The following is a 16,676-nucleotide window of genomic DNA, read 5'->3' as shown; positions in this document are numbered from 1 at the left end:
CCGGCTAGTCGAGAAAAGGCAGCACCACAAGCGCTTCCGGGTCGAGCCCGTGCTGGGCGCATATACCCTGCGCCAGGGAAAAGAAGCGTTCGGCCTCGGCCAGATTGTCGAGGTCGAGATTAAGCGTTGCGAGTCCATCATAGCACGGAAACAGAAGTTGGGGCTCGCCCGTTTCGCGGGCTACCTCCAGTGCTTCGTGGAACAAGCCGATCGCCAGTTCCGGATGGCCGTTGCACTGGTGGATCTGCCCAAGCACGATCAACGGCACTGGCAGGTGCTCGCGCTGGTCGAGCGCCCGGTCAATCTCGATGGCCTTCTCGGCAGCAGGCACGCCCTCCGTTGGACAGCGATCCGTGAAAGTACAACAAGCTACCGCCAGATTGGCGAGGAGGCGCGCCTGGAAACCCAAATCGCCAATACGGCGCGCCACTTCAAGACCGCGCCGACAGACCTCCATCGCCTTCGCCGGATCGATGGTCGTGTAGAGCACCCCGAGATTGGTGTAGCCGCGGCAGGCCGCGCCCAGCAGACCGGCGGCTTCGGCCAATTCAATGCTGCGCTCAACCTCACGCACGGCTTCATGGTTTCGCCCAAGGCGAGCCAGCGCAACAGCCTTGGTATTAAGTGCCTCGGCGGTCACGAGGGTGGCATCATCGGAGACATGTTCCGTTGTCAGAGAGCGTACGCAATCCAGCGCCGCGTCTGCCCATTTTGCCGCGAGAGTGTGATCTCCGCTGCGGAACGCCTGTCGGCCACGTTCTTGCCAGAGATGCGCCTGCTCGATCGGGGCATCCGCTCCATCGAGGAGCGCTGCCGCTTCAGCGTAGCGCGATTCCGCGTCGTCCCGCTTGCCCACGTCCCAAAACAGCCGACCGATCTTGCGCAAAACGCGCGCCGCCGCGACACGATCGGCTGACTCGCGATAGGCCTGCAGCACCGCCTCGTAGTGGCGGTGTGCAATCTCGCGGCGGCCTGCCGGGCCGCTCAAATCGGCAATGCGCTCTGCAATTGCCAGTTTGAGCGGTGTTTGCCCGATCGCGCCCAACGCAGTCAGTGCTCGCTCGTAGAAACGAAGGGCGTCGTCATTGGCGTATATCATGCGAGCGCGATCTCCCGCCGCCTGCAGGTAATGCGCGCCCCTCTCCCGCTCGGCGCTCTGAGCGAAATGGTGACCGAGCACGGCCAGATCCTCGAACCGTTCCGGCTTGTCGCCGCACAGTTGCTCCAGGGCGGCACCTACCCGGCCGTGGATGTCGGTCCGGCGTTGCAGGAGCAGATTCTGGTAGATCACGTCCTGCAGCAATGTTTGTGTAAAGCGGTAGCTTTGCGACGAGACCGAGCCTGATCCGGCAACTTCCTCGATGATTTCCGCATCGCAAAGCAGTTCGCAGCCCGCTTCCAGTCGGCCGGGGTCGGCTGCCACGGCTTTCAGAAGCGTGGCATCGAAGCGCGGGCCGATTACCGCGGCTTCCTGGGCCAACCGGCGCACCCCTTGCGGCAGCCGGTCGACGCGAGCAAGCAACATTGCCTGGATCGTGGCGGGGATGCCGGTTGCGACTTCGCCTGCCACGGTCCGCCATTGCTGGCCCTCGCGCACCAATACACCGCGATCGATAAGGCCGCGAACGATCTCCTCCAAGAAAAGCGGGTTGCCGCCCGCGCGCTCGAGGATCTGGTCGAGAAGCCCTCTTGCGGCGTTTACCCAGTTATCGCCGAAAAGCGCCGCCACCAGGCGGCGTCCGTCATCGCTGTCGAGCGGCGAAAGCCTGAGCGCTGTGTGGCTGACCCGACTTGAGTCGAGTTGGTCGTTGTCCGACGCCGGACGATGCGTGACCAGCAACATCAGCCGCGTGCGTTCCAGTCTGTCCATCACGAAACGCAGTGCCTCGAGCGAGACGGAGTCGGCCCAGTGCAGGTCTTCGACGACAATCAACAGCGGCGACAACGCAAGCCGCCATTCCATGATTGTGCGGACCGCGTAGAGAATTTGCCGCCGCAGCTGCTCGGGCTCGACATGCTGCAAGGTGGCATGGGGGTCGCCGAGGCCAAGCACATGGTAGAGCAAAGGCATCAGCCGCTTCGCCTCCTCGCCCTGCAGGCCGAGATCGGCAAGCAAGGCTGCGAGCTTGCCCCGCATTTCGTCCCCATTGTCGTTTTGCATCATCCCGGCAGCGCTGCGCACCACTGCACCCAAGGCGCCAAATGATTGTTCACCCAGCGGTGAGCACGTGGCCTGCCGCACGGCGACGTTGCGAAAACGATCCTCGTCGCCGACGCGGGCGACGAACTCCTTCACCAACCGCGACTTCCCGATACCGGCTTCGCCGACGATGCGGACAAGCTGGGCCGAGCCGCCGCACGCCAAGTCAAGGCTCGCCAGCATTCTGTTGAGCTCCGCATCACGACCTATTATGGGCGCACTGAGGCCGAGCGCCTCGAGCCCGCGCGCTGCACGCGGCGCCGCAAGCGGTGCATCCAGTCGGTGGACGAGCACACTGCCAGCCTTGCCGCGAAACACGACATCGCCCAGCGACTCGTACGAGAAGGCATGCCGGGTCAGCCTGTGCGTGAGTTCGCCCACCAGCACCTCACCCGGTGCAGCCAGCGATTGCAGGCGTTGCGCCGTATTCACCGTGTCGCCGGTCACCGAATAAGATTTGGCGGTGCCGATGCCCAATCCGCCAGTAACGACCGGACCCGTGTTTATGCCTATGTGGAGCAGCAGCGGCGAGCCGGAGTGGCGGGTGCTTTCACCGAGCCGCGCCGTCCGGGCGATCATGTCGAGAGCGGCTCGAAGCGCACGTTCCGGATCGTCCTCATGCGCGACCGGCGCACCGAACAAGGCGAGCAGAGCGTCGCCGATGAATTTGTCGACGAAACCACCAAAGCCTTGCACGGCCGCCGTCAATTCCTTGAACAGTTCGTTCTGCAGCGCCTGCATGACCTCGGGGTCGAGCTGCTCGCTGAGTGTCGTGAAGCCGCAGAGATCGGCGAACAGCACCGTTACCGTTCGTCGATCGGCGTCGGAGACGGAATGCGGCCCCTCTTCGCTTTCGATGTTCGGCGACGGAGCTCGAGAGGGCTGCGCAATGGTGCGGCTTGGTGTCGGAGCAGGCCGTTCGGCAGCTTTTGCGGACGCACCGACGCTTGCCCCACATTTAGGACAGAATTCGAAATCAGGTGCGCAGGCGTAGCCGCAACTGGCGCATGGCACGGGCTGGCGGCGGCCACACTTCGGACAGAAGGCGTAACCGCCCTCGATCTCGAAACCGCAGCCCGAGCAGTTCATGGACACCTCACCAGAGCATGATGCCGAAGAGTGTGAAGCGGTTTTCGGACGACATCATGCTCTATCTCTTTGACCTTGGGCCATGACGCGTGATCTCGCCACGCTCGTCACGGCCGGGGTATTCACAAGGATGAACCGATAGTCGTCAACCGGCAAGCGGCAGCGCAAATGGGCATCGGTCTGGGTTCGGCGGTGGAGCACTGCCGATACGGGCGGCCGCGTGGCCGTGATTTGCGAAAATTCCCTCGTCCCGCCGTCTTCCTGCTATGATGGAGATGAGGAGGCGACCCATGAGCGAGAACCGTAAGCTGGCCGCAATCCTGGCTGCAGATGTGGTCGGATACAGCCGGCTCGCGAGCGCGGACGAAGATCGTACCTTGGCGCGGTTGCGGGCACTGCGCAGCGACCTGATCGATCCGATCATTGCAGTGCACCACGGGCGGGTTATCAAGCGTACCGGAGATGGGGCACTGGTTGAGTTTCGCAGTGTGGTCGATGCCGTGCGCTGCGCCGTTGAGATTCAAAACGGTATGGTTGAGCGCAATGCCGGCGTACCGCAGGAGCGCCGCATCGAGTTCAGGATCGGCATCCATCTGGGCGATGTGGTCGAAGAGAGCGATGGCGATCTGATGGGTGACGGCGTCAACATCGCCTCGCGTCTGGAGGGCGTTGCGGCGCCCGGCGCCATCTGCCTGTCCGAGGATGCCTATCGCCAGGTCAAGGCCAGGCTTGACCTCTCGGTCAGCGATCTCGGCAGCACACAGCTCAAGAACATCGCCGAGCCGATCCGGGTCTATTCGCTGCAAGTCGGCGCCGGGGCCAAGGCGGCCGCGACCTCGCAAACCGCGACGAGCCCTCCGGCTGCGGCAGCGCCGCCGAAACTGTCGATCGCCGTGCTGCCGTTCGCCAATATGAGCGGTGATGCCGAACAGGACTACTTCGCCGACGGCATCTCCGAAGACATCATCACGGCGCTGTCCAAACTGTCACAGCTCTTCGTCATCGCTCGCAATTCGTCCTTCATCTTCAAGGGCCAGAACGTCCATGTGCAGGATGTCGGCACGAAGCTCGGCGTGCGCTATGTCCTTGAAGGCAGCGTACGCAAGTCGGGGAACAAGGTACGCATCACCGCGCAGCTCATCGATGCAATTTCAGGCGGCCATCTTTGGGCGGAGCGGTTCGATCGCGATCTGACCGACATATTCGCCGTGCAGGATGACGTGACGCAGCACATCGTCGGTGCGCTGGCGCTCAATCTGACCGAGGATGACCGTCTGCGGCTGGCACCCGAACACCAGCGCAACCCGGAGGCGTATGACTGTTTCCTGCGGGGCCGAGAGCTGTGGCACCGGCTGACGAAGGACACGAACGTCGCGGCCCGCGAGCTCTTGCAGCGGGCCATCGAACTGGACCCGAAATTTGCCTCTGCCCACGCTTTCCTAGCCCTCACGTACGGGCTCGATTACCTCAACAGGTGGGGTGCGTCGGACTCGATGGCGCAATCGGAAGAGGCAGCAACGCGAGCGGTAACGCTGGATGACAGCGATCCCTGGGCGCACTGGGCGCTGGCATCGGCCAAGCTTTACACACGGCGGCACGATGAAGCCATCGGCGAGGTCGAGCGCGCGATAGCTCTCAATCCGAACTTCGCCGAAGCGCACGTCGCCCGCGGCGAGGCGCTGTATTATTCGGGTAGATCCGCGGAGGCGCTAGAGAGTTTCGCCCGGGGAAAGACCTTGAATCCATACTTCCCGGATGTGCTTCTGCACTTCCAGGCTTTGGCATCGTTTCAACTGGGAAGGTACGAAGAGGCCGTCGACCTCTTGCTGCAACGGCTGGCTCGCAACGCTGTCACCGACGTCTCGCGTGCGCTTCTGGCCGCATGCTACGGCCATCTGGGCCGTTTGGAGGAGGCCCATGCGGCATGGCAGGACCTGCTTCGCGTTAATCCCGCCTATTCGCTGGAACATCGTCGCAAGGTCTTGCCTTACAAGAACCCTGCCGATTTCGAACTGATGGTCGAGGGGCTCCGCAAGGCCGGCTTGGTGCAATGACGGGCTAAAGCCCGGCCGGATCAGAGGCCTGAGGCCCGGCCGATCTTGCACCATCGGGCGTTTTCGCGAACCGGTTTCAGGTCGTCGGTCGTCTCGGCAAATGTCCGCAACCGGTATTGCCGCAGCAGGTCCGGGAAGAGCGCCCCTTCCGGCAGGCCGGCAAGCTGCTCGCGGACCGAGATCTTTTCATCGATGACCCGCATGCCCCAGGCATTTTCCCGAACCTGCAGCTCGGCGGCCAGATCGCGCTCTTCTGGCGCGTTTTCATCCAGCGCAGCCAGCAGGATCGAGTGGAAAAGCGCGACATAGCCAATCTGTCTCAGGCCGCCCACAACCCGCACGCGCGGCAATATGGCAAGGGCAAGGAACATCAGGAACAAGTCCGGCAAAAGCAGGCCGTCCAGCAGTGCCTGCTGGAGATGCGGCCGCTCGAACGGGATGGAAAGACCATGCGGCCTGTCAGGCTCGATCAGCCGCCCCTTCTCGAGGACGAGCTTGCGCACGCGCTGCTCGCGGATGCCCCAGAAATAGTCCGTGGCATTGGGCAGGAACCTGCCAAATGGGCCAGATGCGGCTTCTTGCAAGGCATGGTCGAGACGCCGGCGCCTTGCGGGCTCGAGGAGCAGCCTGGAAAGAAGGCTGCCTTCATCTTCCAGATGCCGCGACACGACAGTCGCGGCCAGCCTATCATCGATGAAAACCGGCCGAGCCATGCCGGAACGATCCCAATCGGCGACCAGATCCTCGTTGAGTTCTGTCAGCGCATCGGCGGCGGTTGCAAACACCTTGTCCTGGCTGGCAAGCAGCGTGCCCAGCCAGCTTCTGGCATCCGTCTCATTGCCCACCGTTTCGAGCGCGCGCCCGTTGAGGGCGACGGGACCGGCCGCGCAGGCGCTTTTGCGGCACAGTTTGTGGCGCCCCATGCCAAACAAATTGACCTTGTCGTCGCCGACATCGAGCCATCCCGGCCCCTCCCGGCCGGTTGTCTCCATGGTCATGGTCGTTCCCATGAAGCCGAAAAAAGCCGACAGCCTGTTTTCGACCGCGCCGAGCCAGGCAAGCAGCAGGGCATCGAAGGTGATGCGATCCATCAGAAGCAGGCAGTGCAGGCCGGACTGGATAACCGGTCTGTGGTCGAATTCGTCGAGGGCCTTGCCGATCGCTTCAGGCTGCATGATCGCACCGAGGCGCTGCTGCAGGACGTCGCGCAGGATCGAGCGGGCAGCAATCGACGGGGCCGATCCAGGCCTTGCCACCGGCCGCCACAGATGGCGGGCATAATCGGAAACCGGTGCATTCCAGTTCTGCTCGATGTCACGCACGACCTCGGGGCAGAGCAGCGACAGCACGGCCAAAATGTCCACCGGAGGGGCAAGGGCAGGGACGGTGGTCATCAGAACCGCAGCCGGGCCATGCTCAGGAGGTCGTGGTACTGCCCGTCGGTAAAACCGGCCTTCACATGCCGGCCTTCGACCTCGAAGCCATGGCTTGTGTAGAGACGGATGGCCGGTTCGTTGTCGGCATAGACAGTCAACTCGACCCGCTTAAGGGCGCGCCAATTGTCGGCCACGTCAAGCAGCGCGCCTAGGATGGCAGAGCCGATGCCTCTGCCGACAAAACCATCGTCAAGGCCGATATTGATCTCGCCGATATGCGAGCGGCGCGGCGAACCCTGCGCGACCAGGCTGCCATGGCCGACAACCTTGCCGTCCGACTCGGCAACGATCCAGGTGGTTTCCGGGCCGGACTTGGCGATGCGCCGCTCCACCTGCTCCACCATCTCGAATGGCATCCTGAGTGTGCCCCAGCGGAAGCCCGGCATATTGAAGATAGCGCAAAGCGCCTCGGCATCGCTTGGCCGGACGGCCCGGAGCTGCGGCTGGATTTTCTCTAGGGGTGGCGTGCTGGTCATGGCTTTTCCGGCTACAGCAATTCCAGGAAAAGTGTGAGCGGTTTTCCGTCCGGAATTGCGTCAGAACAAAGGACAGAGGCAATATGCCCGGCACGATGCACCGGACGTCACCTGAAAATCCAGCCGTCTCTGCGACCTATGCCGATTGCGCGGCAAAATGCCGGTGGGCGGCGCAGAGTTTGAGGATACCGCTGATGCCGATCCAGCCGAAAAGGGCGAGCCAGCACAATGTCCCGGCCGCCGTCCAGTCGATCCGGTGCACGGCGGCGTCGGTGATGAAGAGGCCAAGAACAGCAAGCAGGCCAACCAGAAACTGCGCCAGGCCGAGCACCAGCAGTTCCTCGCGCGGCGCACTTCTCCAGACGAGATAGGTGCCGCCTGCACCCGCCAGGAAGATGGCGCTGTAGACCTGGGCGTGGAAGGCATCGATCGGCCACGGCCAGAAGCCACCGAATGTCAGGGGAAACAGCAACAGGCCGACGCCGTAGAGCCCGAGGATCGCCATCTCCACCGGTAGGTAGGCGCGCCATGCGGGGTTTAAGATCACGCCTTTTGCAGAAGGGCGGGCCCTTGCCCGCCACAGGAACAGCGCGGATACAGCGGCCGACGCAAGATAGACCAGAAACCATAGCCAAAGGGCTTTGCGCTCGAAGTTGAAATAGCCAAGGTTGATGAACGAAGCCGCCGACACGATGACGGTGAAGATGAAGGCCATGACCAGCACAAGCCTGCCGGGCGACCAGCGATTCCAGACCAGCAGCACCGCCATCACTGCCATTTCGGCGGTGTAGAAGCCGCCGAGGAAGCGGGCATTGAACGGCGTGACGGCCCAGGGCCAGCGCGGCTTGACCAGCGCAGGCGCGAAAAACAGGCCGGCCCCAACGATCAGGACGATGATGACCCCCGCCGAGAAAAGGCGAAGGGCCGCCGGAAATGGCGGGTTGTCGCGTGTCGGCATGGAGAAAACCCCAGAGATGAATGCCCCATGGGCTATCATAGTTTGGAATTCAACAAATGGAATTGACCTGTCACCAGGCTTGTCCATTCGAATGGCCGTACGGTCCGTTTCGCAGTATGATGGAGCGTTCGGGTCGAAGATCGGTCCGGCCAACACGCCTAGAGCCGGATGATTTCAGGTCTGTCCGACCTGAAATCTGAATCCGCCTCTAAATCAGGAAATAGAGCATGATGTCGTCCGAAAACCGCTTCACACTTTTCGGCATCATGCTCTAGCGGCGCAATTTCCGGAGCCTGCACGATGACCGAAGCTCAGGATCTGTTCTCGCTTCTGCGGCAATCGACCGATGTCGATCCGCAGGCAATCGACGCAATCCGGCAAACCATCGCCGAGGGCAAGGACCGCGAACTTTGCCGCATCAATGCGCTCGCCTTCGCCAGCAAGCATGGCCTCGACGAGGAACGCACCATAAGCGCCTTTCTCCATGCGGCGCGGGTGGGCATCTTCGACATTTCCTGGAATGTTCTGTGCCCCGGCTGTGGCGGCGTGCTCGACACCAACGCCACGCTGAAAACCATGCAGAAGGACGAATACACCTGCGCGCTGTGCTCCCAGGGCTATTCGCCGACCCTCGACGAGATGGTCGAGGTGACATTCACCGTCAGTCCCCGCGTGCGCAGGATTGCCGCCCACAATCCACACGAACTGCCGTTGGTGGAATATTACCGCCAGATCTACTGGGCGTCCGGGGCCGATCTGCCGGACGAGGATCTGGCGGAAAAGATGGAAGCGTTCTCGCTGGAAGATATCGAGCTTGCGCCCGGTGAAAAGGCGGTTCTGCACATCCAGCTTCCGCCCCAATTCATCATCGTCTTCGAGCCGGTCACGCATTCGGCCCAGTTCATCGACGCGAAGGGCGAACCGGCAAAAGAGCGGCGAAACCTCTCTCTGGCCTTCGACCGCGACCATGTCCAGAGCCAGACGCTGGAGATGCAACCCGGCCCATTGCGCATTTCGCTGGAAAACAGGACCGACACGCGCGTGCTGCCGACGGTCTTCATCGCCTGCCCGGTATTGCATGATTTCCTGGGCAAGCGCCGGCCCTTCGTGACCGCCAAGCGCCTGCTCACCAACCAGACGTTCCGGGATCTCTATCGCACGGATACGCTCGACATCAACCAGCGCCTGAAGATCACCAGCCTGACCTTCCTGTTCACCGATCTGCGCGGATCGACCGAGCTTTACGAGCGGGTGGGCGATCTTTCAGCCTTCGATCTCGTGCGCGAGCATTTCCAGGTTCTGCACGAGATCGTCGCGGCGGAGGCAGGCGCGGTTGTGAAGACGATCGGCGATGCGGTGATGGCGACCTTCGCGACGCCTGACCGTGCGATTGCCGCGGCGCTGCGGATGCGCGACGCCATGCGGGCGCTCAATGACAAAAGCGGGCGCGAGGACCTTCTGCTCAAGATCGGTGTTCATGCCGGCCCCTGCATAGCCGTGTCCATGAACGAGCGGCAGGATTATTTCGGCCAGACGGTCAACATTGCTTCGCGGGTCCAGAACCTCGCCAACGCACAGGCGATCTTCGCCACGCGTGCGGTGGTCGACGATAATCTCACCGCCGATCTGTTGCACAGGAACGCGCTGACGCCCGTGCCGCACGAGGTCTCGCTGCGCGGCATCGAGCGGGAGATTGCGGTTTATACGATCCCCTGAAGAGTTCTCTACCGCTCACACGCGCTTGCAGAGGAAATAACGGTCGGCGGGCTCCGAAGTGGGCGCCGGGAGGTGTTGCAGCAGCGGGTGATCGAGCGGCGTGCCACTGACCGCGAAGCCGCCGACGCGAAGCAGGCTCGCAATCAGATCGGGAAGCCAGGTAGCGGTCACTGCATCGCGATCGTCATAGCCGGTGCCAATGTCGGCATGAACAAGGGCGGCTTCGATGCCAATGAACTTGCGGCCCGTCTCGCGTATTTCGCCGAGCACGAGGTTTTCAGCTTCGGGAATTGAGCTAGTGTGCGCGCCAACTTCGCGGTCGAACACCACGATCCGGCGCCCGGGCAGAAGCTCGCGCAGATGGTGGAATGTCCGGCCATTGCCGAGGCCGAGCTCAAGCACAAGCCCCTCCATCTTCGCCACCTCGGGGCAGATTCGATTGAGAATGTCGCGCTGCGCGGTCATCCTGCTGATGAAATTATCGAGGCGACTCATATGCGATTGTGTGTCCTGAACCAGCAGCCCCGATCGAGGCTTGCTGCATATAAAGGCGAACGACGAACCCTGCAATAACGCAACCGGCCGCCGACAAGCGTCATACCGGGTGGAGTGTTCGGCAGGCCGGGCGGTGGAACAGCGATATCACTTGTAGGGGTCTGCGGCGTCCCGCAAGCCGTCGCCGAGGAAGTTGAACGCCATGATGACGAGGATGACGGGCAGCATCGGCAAAAGCAGCCATGGATAGAACGCGATCACGCTGACGCTGCGCGCCTCGGTGAGCAGGATGCCCCAGCTGGTTATCGGCGCCCTCAAGCCGAGCCCGAGGAAGCTCAGCGCCGTTTCGCCCAGGATCATGCCAGGGATGGAGAGCGTCGCCGTCGCGATCAGATGCGACATGAAGCCGGGAATGAGATGCCGCCTGATGATGCGGCTGCTCCCCGCGCCCATCAACTGCGCGGCCAGAACGTAATCCTCCTCGCGCAAGGCCAGAAGCTTTGAACGCACGGCTCGCGCCAGTCCGGTCCAGTCGAGCAGCCCGAGGATGACGGTGATGCCGAAATAGATCAGGATCGGACTCCACGTTATCGGCATGATCGCCGCCAGGGCCAGCCATAGCGGAATGCTGGGAATCGATTGCAGGACTTCGATTATCCGTTGGACGATCAAGTCGAAGATACCGCCGTGATAGCCGGCCAGTCCGCCGATGACGATGCCGAGCAGGAAGCTGAAACTGATGCCGACGAGGCCGATAGTCAGTGAAATGCGTGCGCCATAGATCATGCGCGAGAGCACGTCGCGCCCCAGCCTGTCGGTGCCGGCCAGAAACAGCTGCCCGTTTTCGGCAGGACAGACAAAATGCCTGTCACCTTCGATCAGGCCCCAGAACCGATAAGTGTCGCCCTTGCAGAAGAAACGGAGCCGTTGAACGTCGTCGTGGTTCTCGATGTAGTTCCGCTTGAGCGTGTCCATATCCAGCGTCATCTGGCGGCCATAGACGAACGGCCCGACGAACTCGCCATTGTGGAACAGGTGCACGTGCTGCGGCGGCGCATAGATGTAGTCCATGTTGCGCGAGTGCAGATTGTAGGGCGCCAGGAACTCGCAGATCAGTATCCCTAAATACAGCACTGCCAGGAATATGCCGGATATAAGCGCAAGCCGGTGTTTGCGGAATTTCCACCACATCAGCCGCAACTGCGATGCCTGAAAGACCTTCGATTGCTCCGGCGTCATCGCCTCGACCGACTGCAGGTCGAAAGGCGCGCCGGAAATGTAGTGTTGCAGTGGAGCACCCGGAGCGGGCAGCGGCGAGTCCTGCTTCATTTGGTGCTGCCACCCTGCAAACGAATTCGTGGATCAAGCAGCGCCAGCGCCAGGTCGGAAATCAGCACGCCGATAACCGTCAGGAAGGCAAGGAACATCAGGAATGACCCTGCCAGATACATATCCTGGCTTTGCAGCGCCTTGATCAGCATCGGCCCGGTCGTTTCCAAAGACAGAACGATAGCCGTGATCTCAGCGCCGGAGATGATGGCCGGCAGGATCGAGCCGATGTCGGAAATGAAGAAGTTGAGCGCCATGCGCAGCGGATATTTGACCAGCGCCTTGAACGGATGCAGGCCCTTGGCGCGCGCCGTAACGACATATTGCTTGTGCAGTTCGTCGAGCAGATTGGCGCGCAGCCGCCGGATCATGCTCGCCGTGCCGCCGGTGCCGATGATCAGGACCGGGATCCAGAGATGGGCGAGGATCGACTTCGCCTTGGCCCAGCTCATCGGCTCGCCGAGATATTGCTGGTCCATGAGGTGGCCGATGGACGTGCCGAACCAGATGTTGGCGAAATACATCAGGATCAGCGCCAGCATGAAATTCGGAATGGCAAGGCCGAGAAGGCCGAAGAAAGTCAGGCCGTAGTCGCCCCAGCTGTATTGATGCGTGGCGGAGTACATGCCGATCGGAAAGGCGATGAGCCAGGTGAAGATGATCGTGACGAAGGAAACCAGCACGGTCAGCCACATTCGGTCGCCGACGACGTCGCGAACCGGCAGCTCATATTCGAAGGAATAGCCGAAATCGCCGTGCAGCATCCCGCCCACCCAGTAGAAGTAGCGAATGACCGGCGGCTGGTCGAAACCATATTCCTTGCGCATCATCTGGATGCGGTCGGAATCCACCGCTTCGCCCTGGGCCCGAAGCTCAGCGACATAGCTGTCGAAATAATCGCCCGGTGGAAGTTCGATGATGGTGAACACCAGCGCCGATATGACCAGCAGCGTTGGAACCATCACGGCGATGCGCCAGACAAGATATCGAAGCACGCTCAGGAGCCTCCAAGCCAGAATGTGTCCGGCATGTAGACACCGAAATAGGAGGTCGGGTCATAGCCGAAAAGTGCCTTGTCAGGCAGGTTGCGCAGCCGCGAGGATACCAGAATCGGCTGATGCGTTGCGTTCACCGTGCCTATTGAAAACACCTGATCGGTGTAGATCGACAGCATGGAGTTCCAGATTTCGGCGCGCTCGCTGGCTTCGGTCGATCCGTTCCATCGCTTGAGCAAAGCCATCAACTCGACCACTTCAGGAAGATCGGGCGCCTCACCCATCTTGCCATGGGACAGATAGTGAGCACCCCAGAGCGGCCACTGCAATTGGTCGTCGATGGTGGGGGCCAGTTGGTACGGATTCATGTCGGCGGTCGGCACGCCATTGTCGATGCCCGACCACATCGACATCATGATCTGGCCGCCAAGCGCGCGGCTGCGGAAGATGTCGCGCTGCGAAGTCCGGATGAACAAAGCGATGCCGATCTTGCGCCAGTGATCGGTGATAAGTTCGAGCGCGTCGGTTTCCAGCGTGCTTTCGCCGGCCGTTTCCACGATGATCTGCGCAGAGCGTCCATCCGGAAGCATCCGCACGCCGTCATCGTCACGGGCCTGAAGCCCGACCTCGTCTAGCAGGGCATTGGCCTTGTCGGGATCATGGGCGATCCAGGCTTTCGCGTATTCCGGCCGGTAGAGCGGGCTCTCCGGCAACACCGTATCGGCACTTTCCTGCGCCAATCCATAGAACACGGCCATGTTGATCTCACGCCTGTCTACAGCAAGCGAAAGTGCGCGGCGCACGCGCACGTCTCTCAAAAGGGCACGCCACACCGGGTCGGCACAATTCAGATTGGGCAGCAGCGCCAGCCGCGAGCCCTGAGTGCGTTTCCATAGATGCATCTTCACCGGGTAGCGCTTCTCCGCATCCTTCAGGAAGGAGTAATCGCTGAAGTCAATTCCCATGCATTGCAGGTCGCTCTCCCCCGCACCGGTCTTGGCCGAGATGATCGCCGACGAGCTGACATTCATGATGATCTGGTCGACATAGGGCAGTTGCCGGCCATTCTCGTCTATTCGATGAAAGAACGGGTTGCGCTCGAAGATAAACTGCTCGGCTGGCGGCTTGGTCCGGTTCCGCCAGGGATCGAGCGTCGGCAATTCCGGGTTCTCTGGGCGATACTGCCGCGACATGCGGATATGCAGGAGCGTCCATTTCTTGGCCCGGTTCTCCTTCATCAGGCCGGCGAGCCGGAATGGATCCTGGTATTTCTTGTGGAACTGCTTGAGATAGGCGGCCGGCAGAACGAGCGATATCGGCGCGGCAGCAGCGAGCTTGGGCAGGAAGTCGGGATTGGGCGCGTCCCAACTGTAGCGCACCGTCAGCGGATCGACGATCTCGAAGCGCGGCGGCTGGCCGTCCGCCAGCAGGGTCGGGGCGAGCCCCCCTTGCGAAAGCTCATCGTTCAGCCAGACATCTTCCCAGCAATAGCGAAAATCCTCCGGCGTCAGCAGGCTGCCGTCGGACCATTTATGGCCTTCCCGTATCTTGAAAGTGAAGATGCGATCATCCGCTACGTCGAAACTTTCGAGAATGTCGGCATGCAAGTTAAGTTTTTCGTCATAACCGACCAGCCGGGAATACCCGTAGATCGTCATCATCCGGATATCTTTCTGGCTGCCGATGATCGTACGCAGCGTGCCGCCATACTGGCCGGGCTGCCGGCCCATCGCAGCGAGGTTCAACGCGCGCGGGCTCTTGGGCAAGCGCTCAGCGAGTGCCGGCAACGCCTTGGCCGTCAGCTGCGGCTGAAGAAAATCCGGCTCCAGATCTCCGGCACGCGCCGTGCCCGGAAGAAGTGCCGAAGCCATCAGTCCAAGGACGGTGCGACGACTGATCAATGGCGTAGCTCGCTGATATCGGCCGAACGTCGGGCCAGCACGAGGTGGCCGCCGCCAAGATCGATCGGCGACAGCGTATCCTCCTCACCCTCGTCGTGGAATTGCGGTCCCCATGCGCTGGTGTCGGAAGCGCCGCCGAGGTTCAGCATCTTGAAATCCATCGGCCGGTCGAGATCAGGGAAGGGGACTGCGGCGAGCAGTGAGCGCGTGTAGGGGTGGATCGGTTTCCTGAGCAGAATTTCGCGCGGTGCAAGCTCGACGATACGCCCGCCGCACATCACAGCGATGCGGTCCGCCATGTAGTCCACCACCGCAAGATTGTGGGATATGAACAGGTAGGTCAGGCCCAGTTCCTTCTGCAGGTCCTTCAGAAGGTTCAGGATCTGCGCCTGCACGGAGACATCGAGCGCCGAAACCGGCTCGTCGCAGATCAGCAGCTCAGGCCCCAGCGCCAACGCGCGCGCAATGCCGATACGCTGACGCTGCCCGCCGGAGAAGCTGTGGGGATAACGCTGGATGAAGCGCGGATCGAGCCCGATTGCCTGCATCAGGCTCTTGACTGTGGCTAGCCGGGACGCGGCATTGCCACGTTGATGGATTTCCAGCGGCTCGCTCAAGATGTTTTCCACTGTCATGCGAGGCGAAAGCGACGAAACCGGATCCTGGAAGACCATCTGGAGTTTCGCCCGCAGCAAGCGCAGGGCGTCTCCCTCTGCTTCCAGGACGTCGATCGGTCCGTCGCGGCCGTTGAAGATCACGGAGCCGCCGGTAGGGGTGACGGCCCGCATCAGGATCTTGCTGACGGTGGTTTTGCCGCAGCCGCTTTCGCCAACCAGGCCCAGGCACTCACCCCGCCTAATGTCGAAGCTCACGCCGTCCACGGCGCGAACAGAGGTTTGATTGCTCCCGCTGAACCATCCGGAGTTGCGGATGGTGTAGACCTTTTTCAGATCCCTGACCGACAGCAGAATGTCGTCCGGCCCTTTCGCTTCCGGCGCCGTCTGCTTGCCCAGCAGGGTCCCGACATTCACCGGCACCTCGCGGAGCGCCTTCAGCCTTTCGCCAGGCTTCAGGTCGAAATGCGGAACGGCTGCCATGAGGCCCTTCAGGTAAGGGTGGCCTGGCCGGCGGAATATTGCCTCCACAGGGCCTGCTTCCATGATCTCGCCATGGTACATGACGACCACCTCGTCGGCGACATTGGCGACCACGCCGAGGTCGTGCGTGATCAGCAGCATTGCCATGTTGAGCTTGGTCTGGAGCCCACGCAGCAATTGCAGGATTTGCGCCTGGATGGTGACGTCCAACGCCGTCGTCGGCTCATCGGCGATCAACAGAGCGGGCCGGCAGATAAGCGCCATGGCGATCATAGCGCGTTGCCGCAATCCTCCCGAAAGTTCAAATGGATACATGTCGTAGGCGCGCTTGGGATTGGGAAACCCGACGAGGCCGAGCATTTCCTCGGTCCGTGCCTTGCGCTCCGTCCGATCCATGTGCGTATGAATCTGCAGGGATTCGCTGACCTGGTTGCCGATCGTGTGCAGCGGCGACAGCGATGTCATCGGCTCCTGAAAGATCTTGCCGATGCGGCTGCCTCTCAACGCCCGGATTTCGGGTCCGTCTCGCGGCATCTGCAGGATATCCTGCGTCGTGCCGGGCTTTTTGGGATCGGAAAACAGGATACGGCCGCGAACATGGGCCGTGTTCGGCAAGATGCCCATCACGGCCTGGCTGAGAACCGATTTTCCGGAACCGGACTCACCGACAAGTGCGGTGACCTTGCCGGGCAGGACGCGAAGATTTGCCCGCCTGACGGCATGCAACGGTCCCCCGACAATGGCAAAAGAGATGCCAACATCCTCGATCCGCAGCAGATCAACGCCTGCATCCATTCCCACACCAGCCCCAATCTGGCGCCTCCCGACCGGCCCCAAAAAGCAAGACTAGCGCATTGTCAGCGCAGAGCAACTTGGATTCGAAACGAATTCCCCGGCGACCGGCGGCCGGACAGCATACCAGGGCGTCCA

At 61.8% G+C, this 16,676-nt stretch carries 11 protein-coding genes; 2 read left to right on the top strand and 9 right to left on the bottom strand.

Annotated features, from left to right (window positions below):
* Positions 1 to 4 precede the first annotated feature (4 nt).
* Positions 5 to 3,289 carry an adenylate/guanylate cyclase domain-containing protein gene (locus NKJ75_RS22170; RefSeq protein WP_023745925.1) on the bottom strand — a complete coding sequence of 1,095 codons (3,285 nt, stop codon included), beginning with the start codon at positions 3,287 to 3,289 and terminating at the stop codon, positions 5 to 7.
* A 290-nt stretch (positions 3,290 to 3,579) separates the two neighbouring features.
* On the opposite strand from NKJ75_RS22170, the gene NKJ75_RS22165 reads away from it, so the two are divergent.
* Positions 3,580 to 5,343, top strand: a complete 1,764-nt coding sequence (locus tag NKJ75_RS22165) for an adenylate/guanylate cyclase domain-containing protein (RefSeq protein WP_023745924.1) — start codon at positions 3,580 to 3,582, stop codon at positions 5,341 to 5,343.
* A 20-nt stretch (positions 5,344 to 5,363) separates the two neighbouring features.
* Here the strand turns inward: NKJ75_RS22165 and NKJ75_RS22160 are convergent, their stop codons facing one another.
* The 3 genes from NKJ75_RS22160 to NKJ75_RS22150 all read right to left on the bottom strand — a co-directional run bounded on the left by NKJ75_RS22160 (position 5,364) and on the right by NKJ75_RS22150 (position 8,300).
* Positions 5,364 to 6,737, bottom strand: coding sequence for a hypothetical protein (locus NKJ75_RS22160; protein WP_031193181.1), 1,374 nt, complete (start codon positions 6,735 to 6,737; stop codon positions 5,364 to 5,366).
* Positions 6,737 to 7,255 (bottom strand): GNAT family N-acetyltransferase, encoded by a 519-nt coding sequence (locus NKJ75_RS22155; protein WP_023672131.1) that lies wholly within the window; start codon positions 7,253 to 7,255, stop codon positions 6,737 to 6,739. The genes NKJ75_RS22160 and NKJ75_RS22155 overlap by 1 nt, the downstream gene beginning before the upstream one ends.
* Before the next feature lie 136 nt (positions 7,256 to 7,391).
* On the bottom strand, positions 7,392 to 8,300 hold the full coding sequence (locus NKJ75_RS22150; protein ID WP_352500200.1) for a hypothetical protein: 909 nt from the start codon (positions 8,298 to 8,300) through the stop codon (positions 7,392 to 7,394).
* A 213-nt stretch (positions 8,301 to 8,513) separates the two neighbouring features.
* Here NKJ75_RS22150 and NKJ75_RS22145 point away from each other — a divergent pair, with 213 nt between their 5' ends.
* Complete coding sequence (locus NKJ75_RS22145; protein ID WP_023685078.1) at positions 8,514 to 9,929, top strand: adenylate/guanylate cyclase domain-containing protein; 1,416 nt, start codon at positions 8,514 to 8,516, stop codon at positions 9,927 to 9,929.
* Positions 9,930 to 9,944: 15 nt separating this feature from the next.
* Here the strand turns inward: NKJ75_RS22145 and NKJ75_RS22140 are convergent, their stop codons facing one another.
* The 5 genes from NKJ75_RS22140 to NKJ75_RS22120 form a co-directional block, all read right to left on the bottom strand.
* A complete protein-coding gene (locus tag NKJ75_RS22140) occupies positions 9,945 to 10,424 on the bottom strand; it encodes a class I SAM-dependent methyltransferase (protein WP_023672134.1) in 480 nt (159 codons plus the stop codon).
* 147 nt (positions 10,425 to 10,571) lie between these two features.
* The gene (locus NKJ75_RS22135; protein ID WP_031193182.1) at positions 10,572 to 11,753 is read right to left on the bottom strand and encodes an ABC transporter permease; all 1,182 of its coding nucleotides are present in this window, start codon (positions 11,751 to 11,753) and stop codon (positions 10,572 to 10,574) included.
* Complete coding sequence (locus NKJ75_RS22130) at positions 11,750 to 12,748, bottom strand: ABC transporter permease (protein ID WP_023672136.1); 999 nt, start codon at positions 12,746 to 12,748, stop codon at positions 11,750 to 11,752. The genes NKJ75_RS22135 and NKJ75_RS22130 overlap by 4 nt, the downstream gene beginning before the upstream one ends.
* Before the next feature lie 2 nt (positions 12,749 to 12,750).
* Positions 12,751 to 14,649, bottom strand: a complete 1,899-nt coding sequence (locus tag NKJ75_RS22125; protein ID WP_023740137.1) for an ABC transporter substrate-binding protein — start codon at positions 14,647 to 14,649, stop codon at positions 12,751 to 12,753.
* Positions 14,646 to 16,541, bottom strand: coding sequence for an ABC transporter ATP-binding protein (locus NKJ75_RS22120; RefSeq protein ID WP_023745921.1), 1,896 nt, complete (start codon positions 16,539 to 16,541; stop codon positions 14,646 to 14,648). Before NKJ75_RS22120 ends, NKJ75_RS22125 begins: the two co-directional genes overlap by 4 nt.
* Between the last annotated feature and the right edge of the window lie 135 nt (positions 16,542 to 16,676).

This window comes from Mesorhizobium sp. M0058 (genome assembly GCF_040323095.1).
Lineage (GTDB): Bacteria > Pseudomonadota > Alphaproteobacteria > Rhizobiales > Rhizobiaceae > Mesorhizobium.
This window is presented reverse-complemented; position numbering and strand designations above follow the sequence as displayed.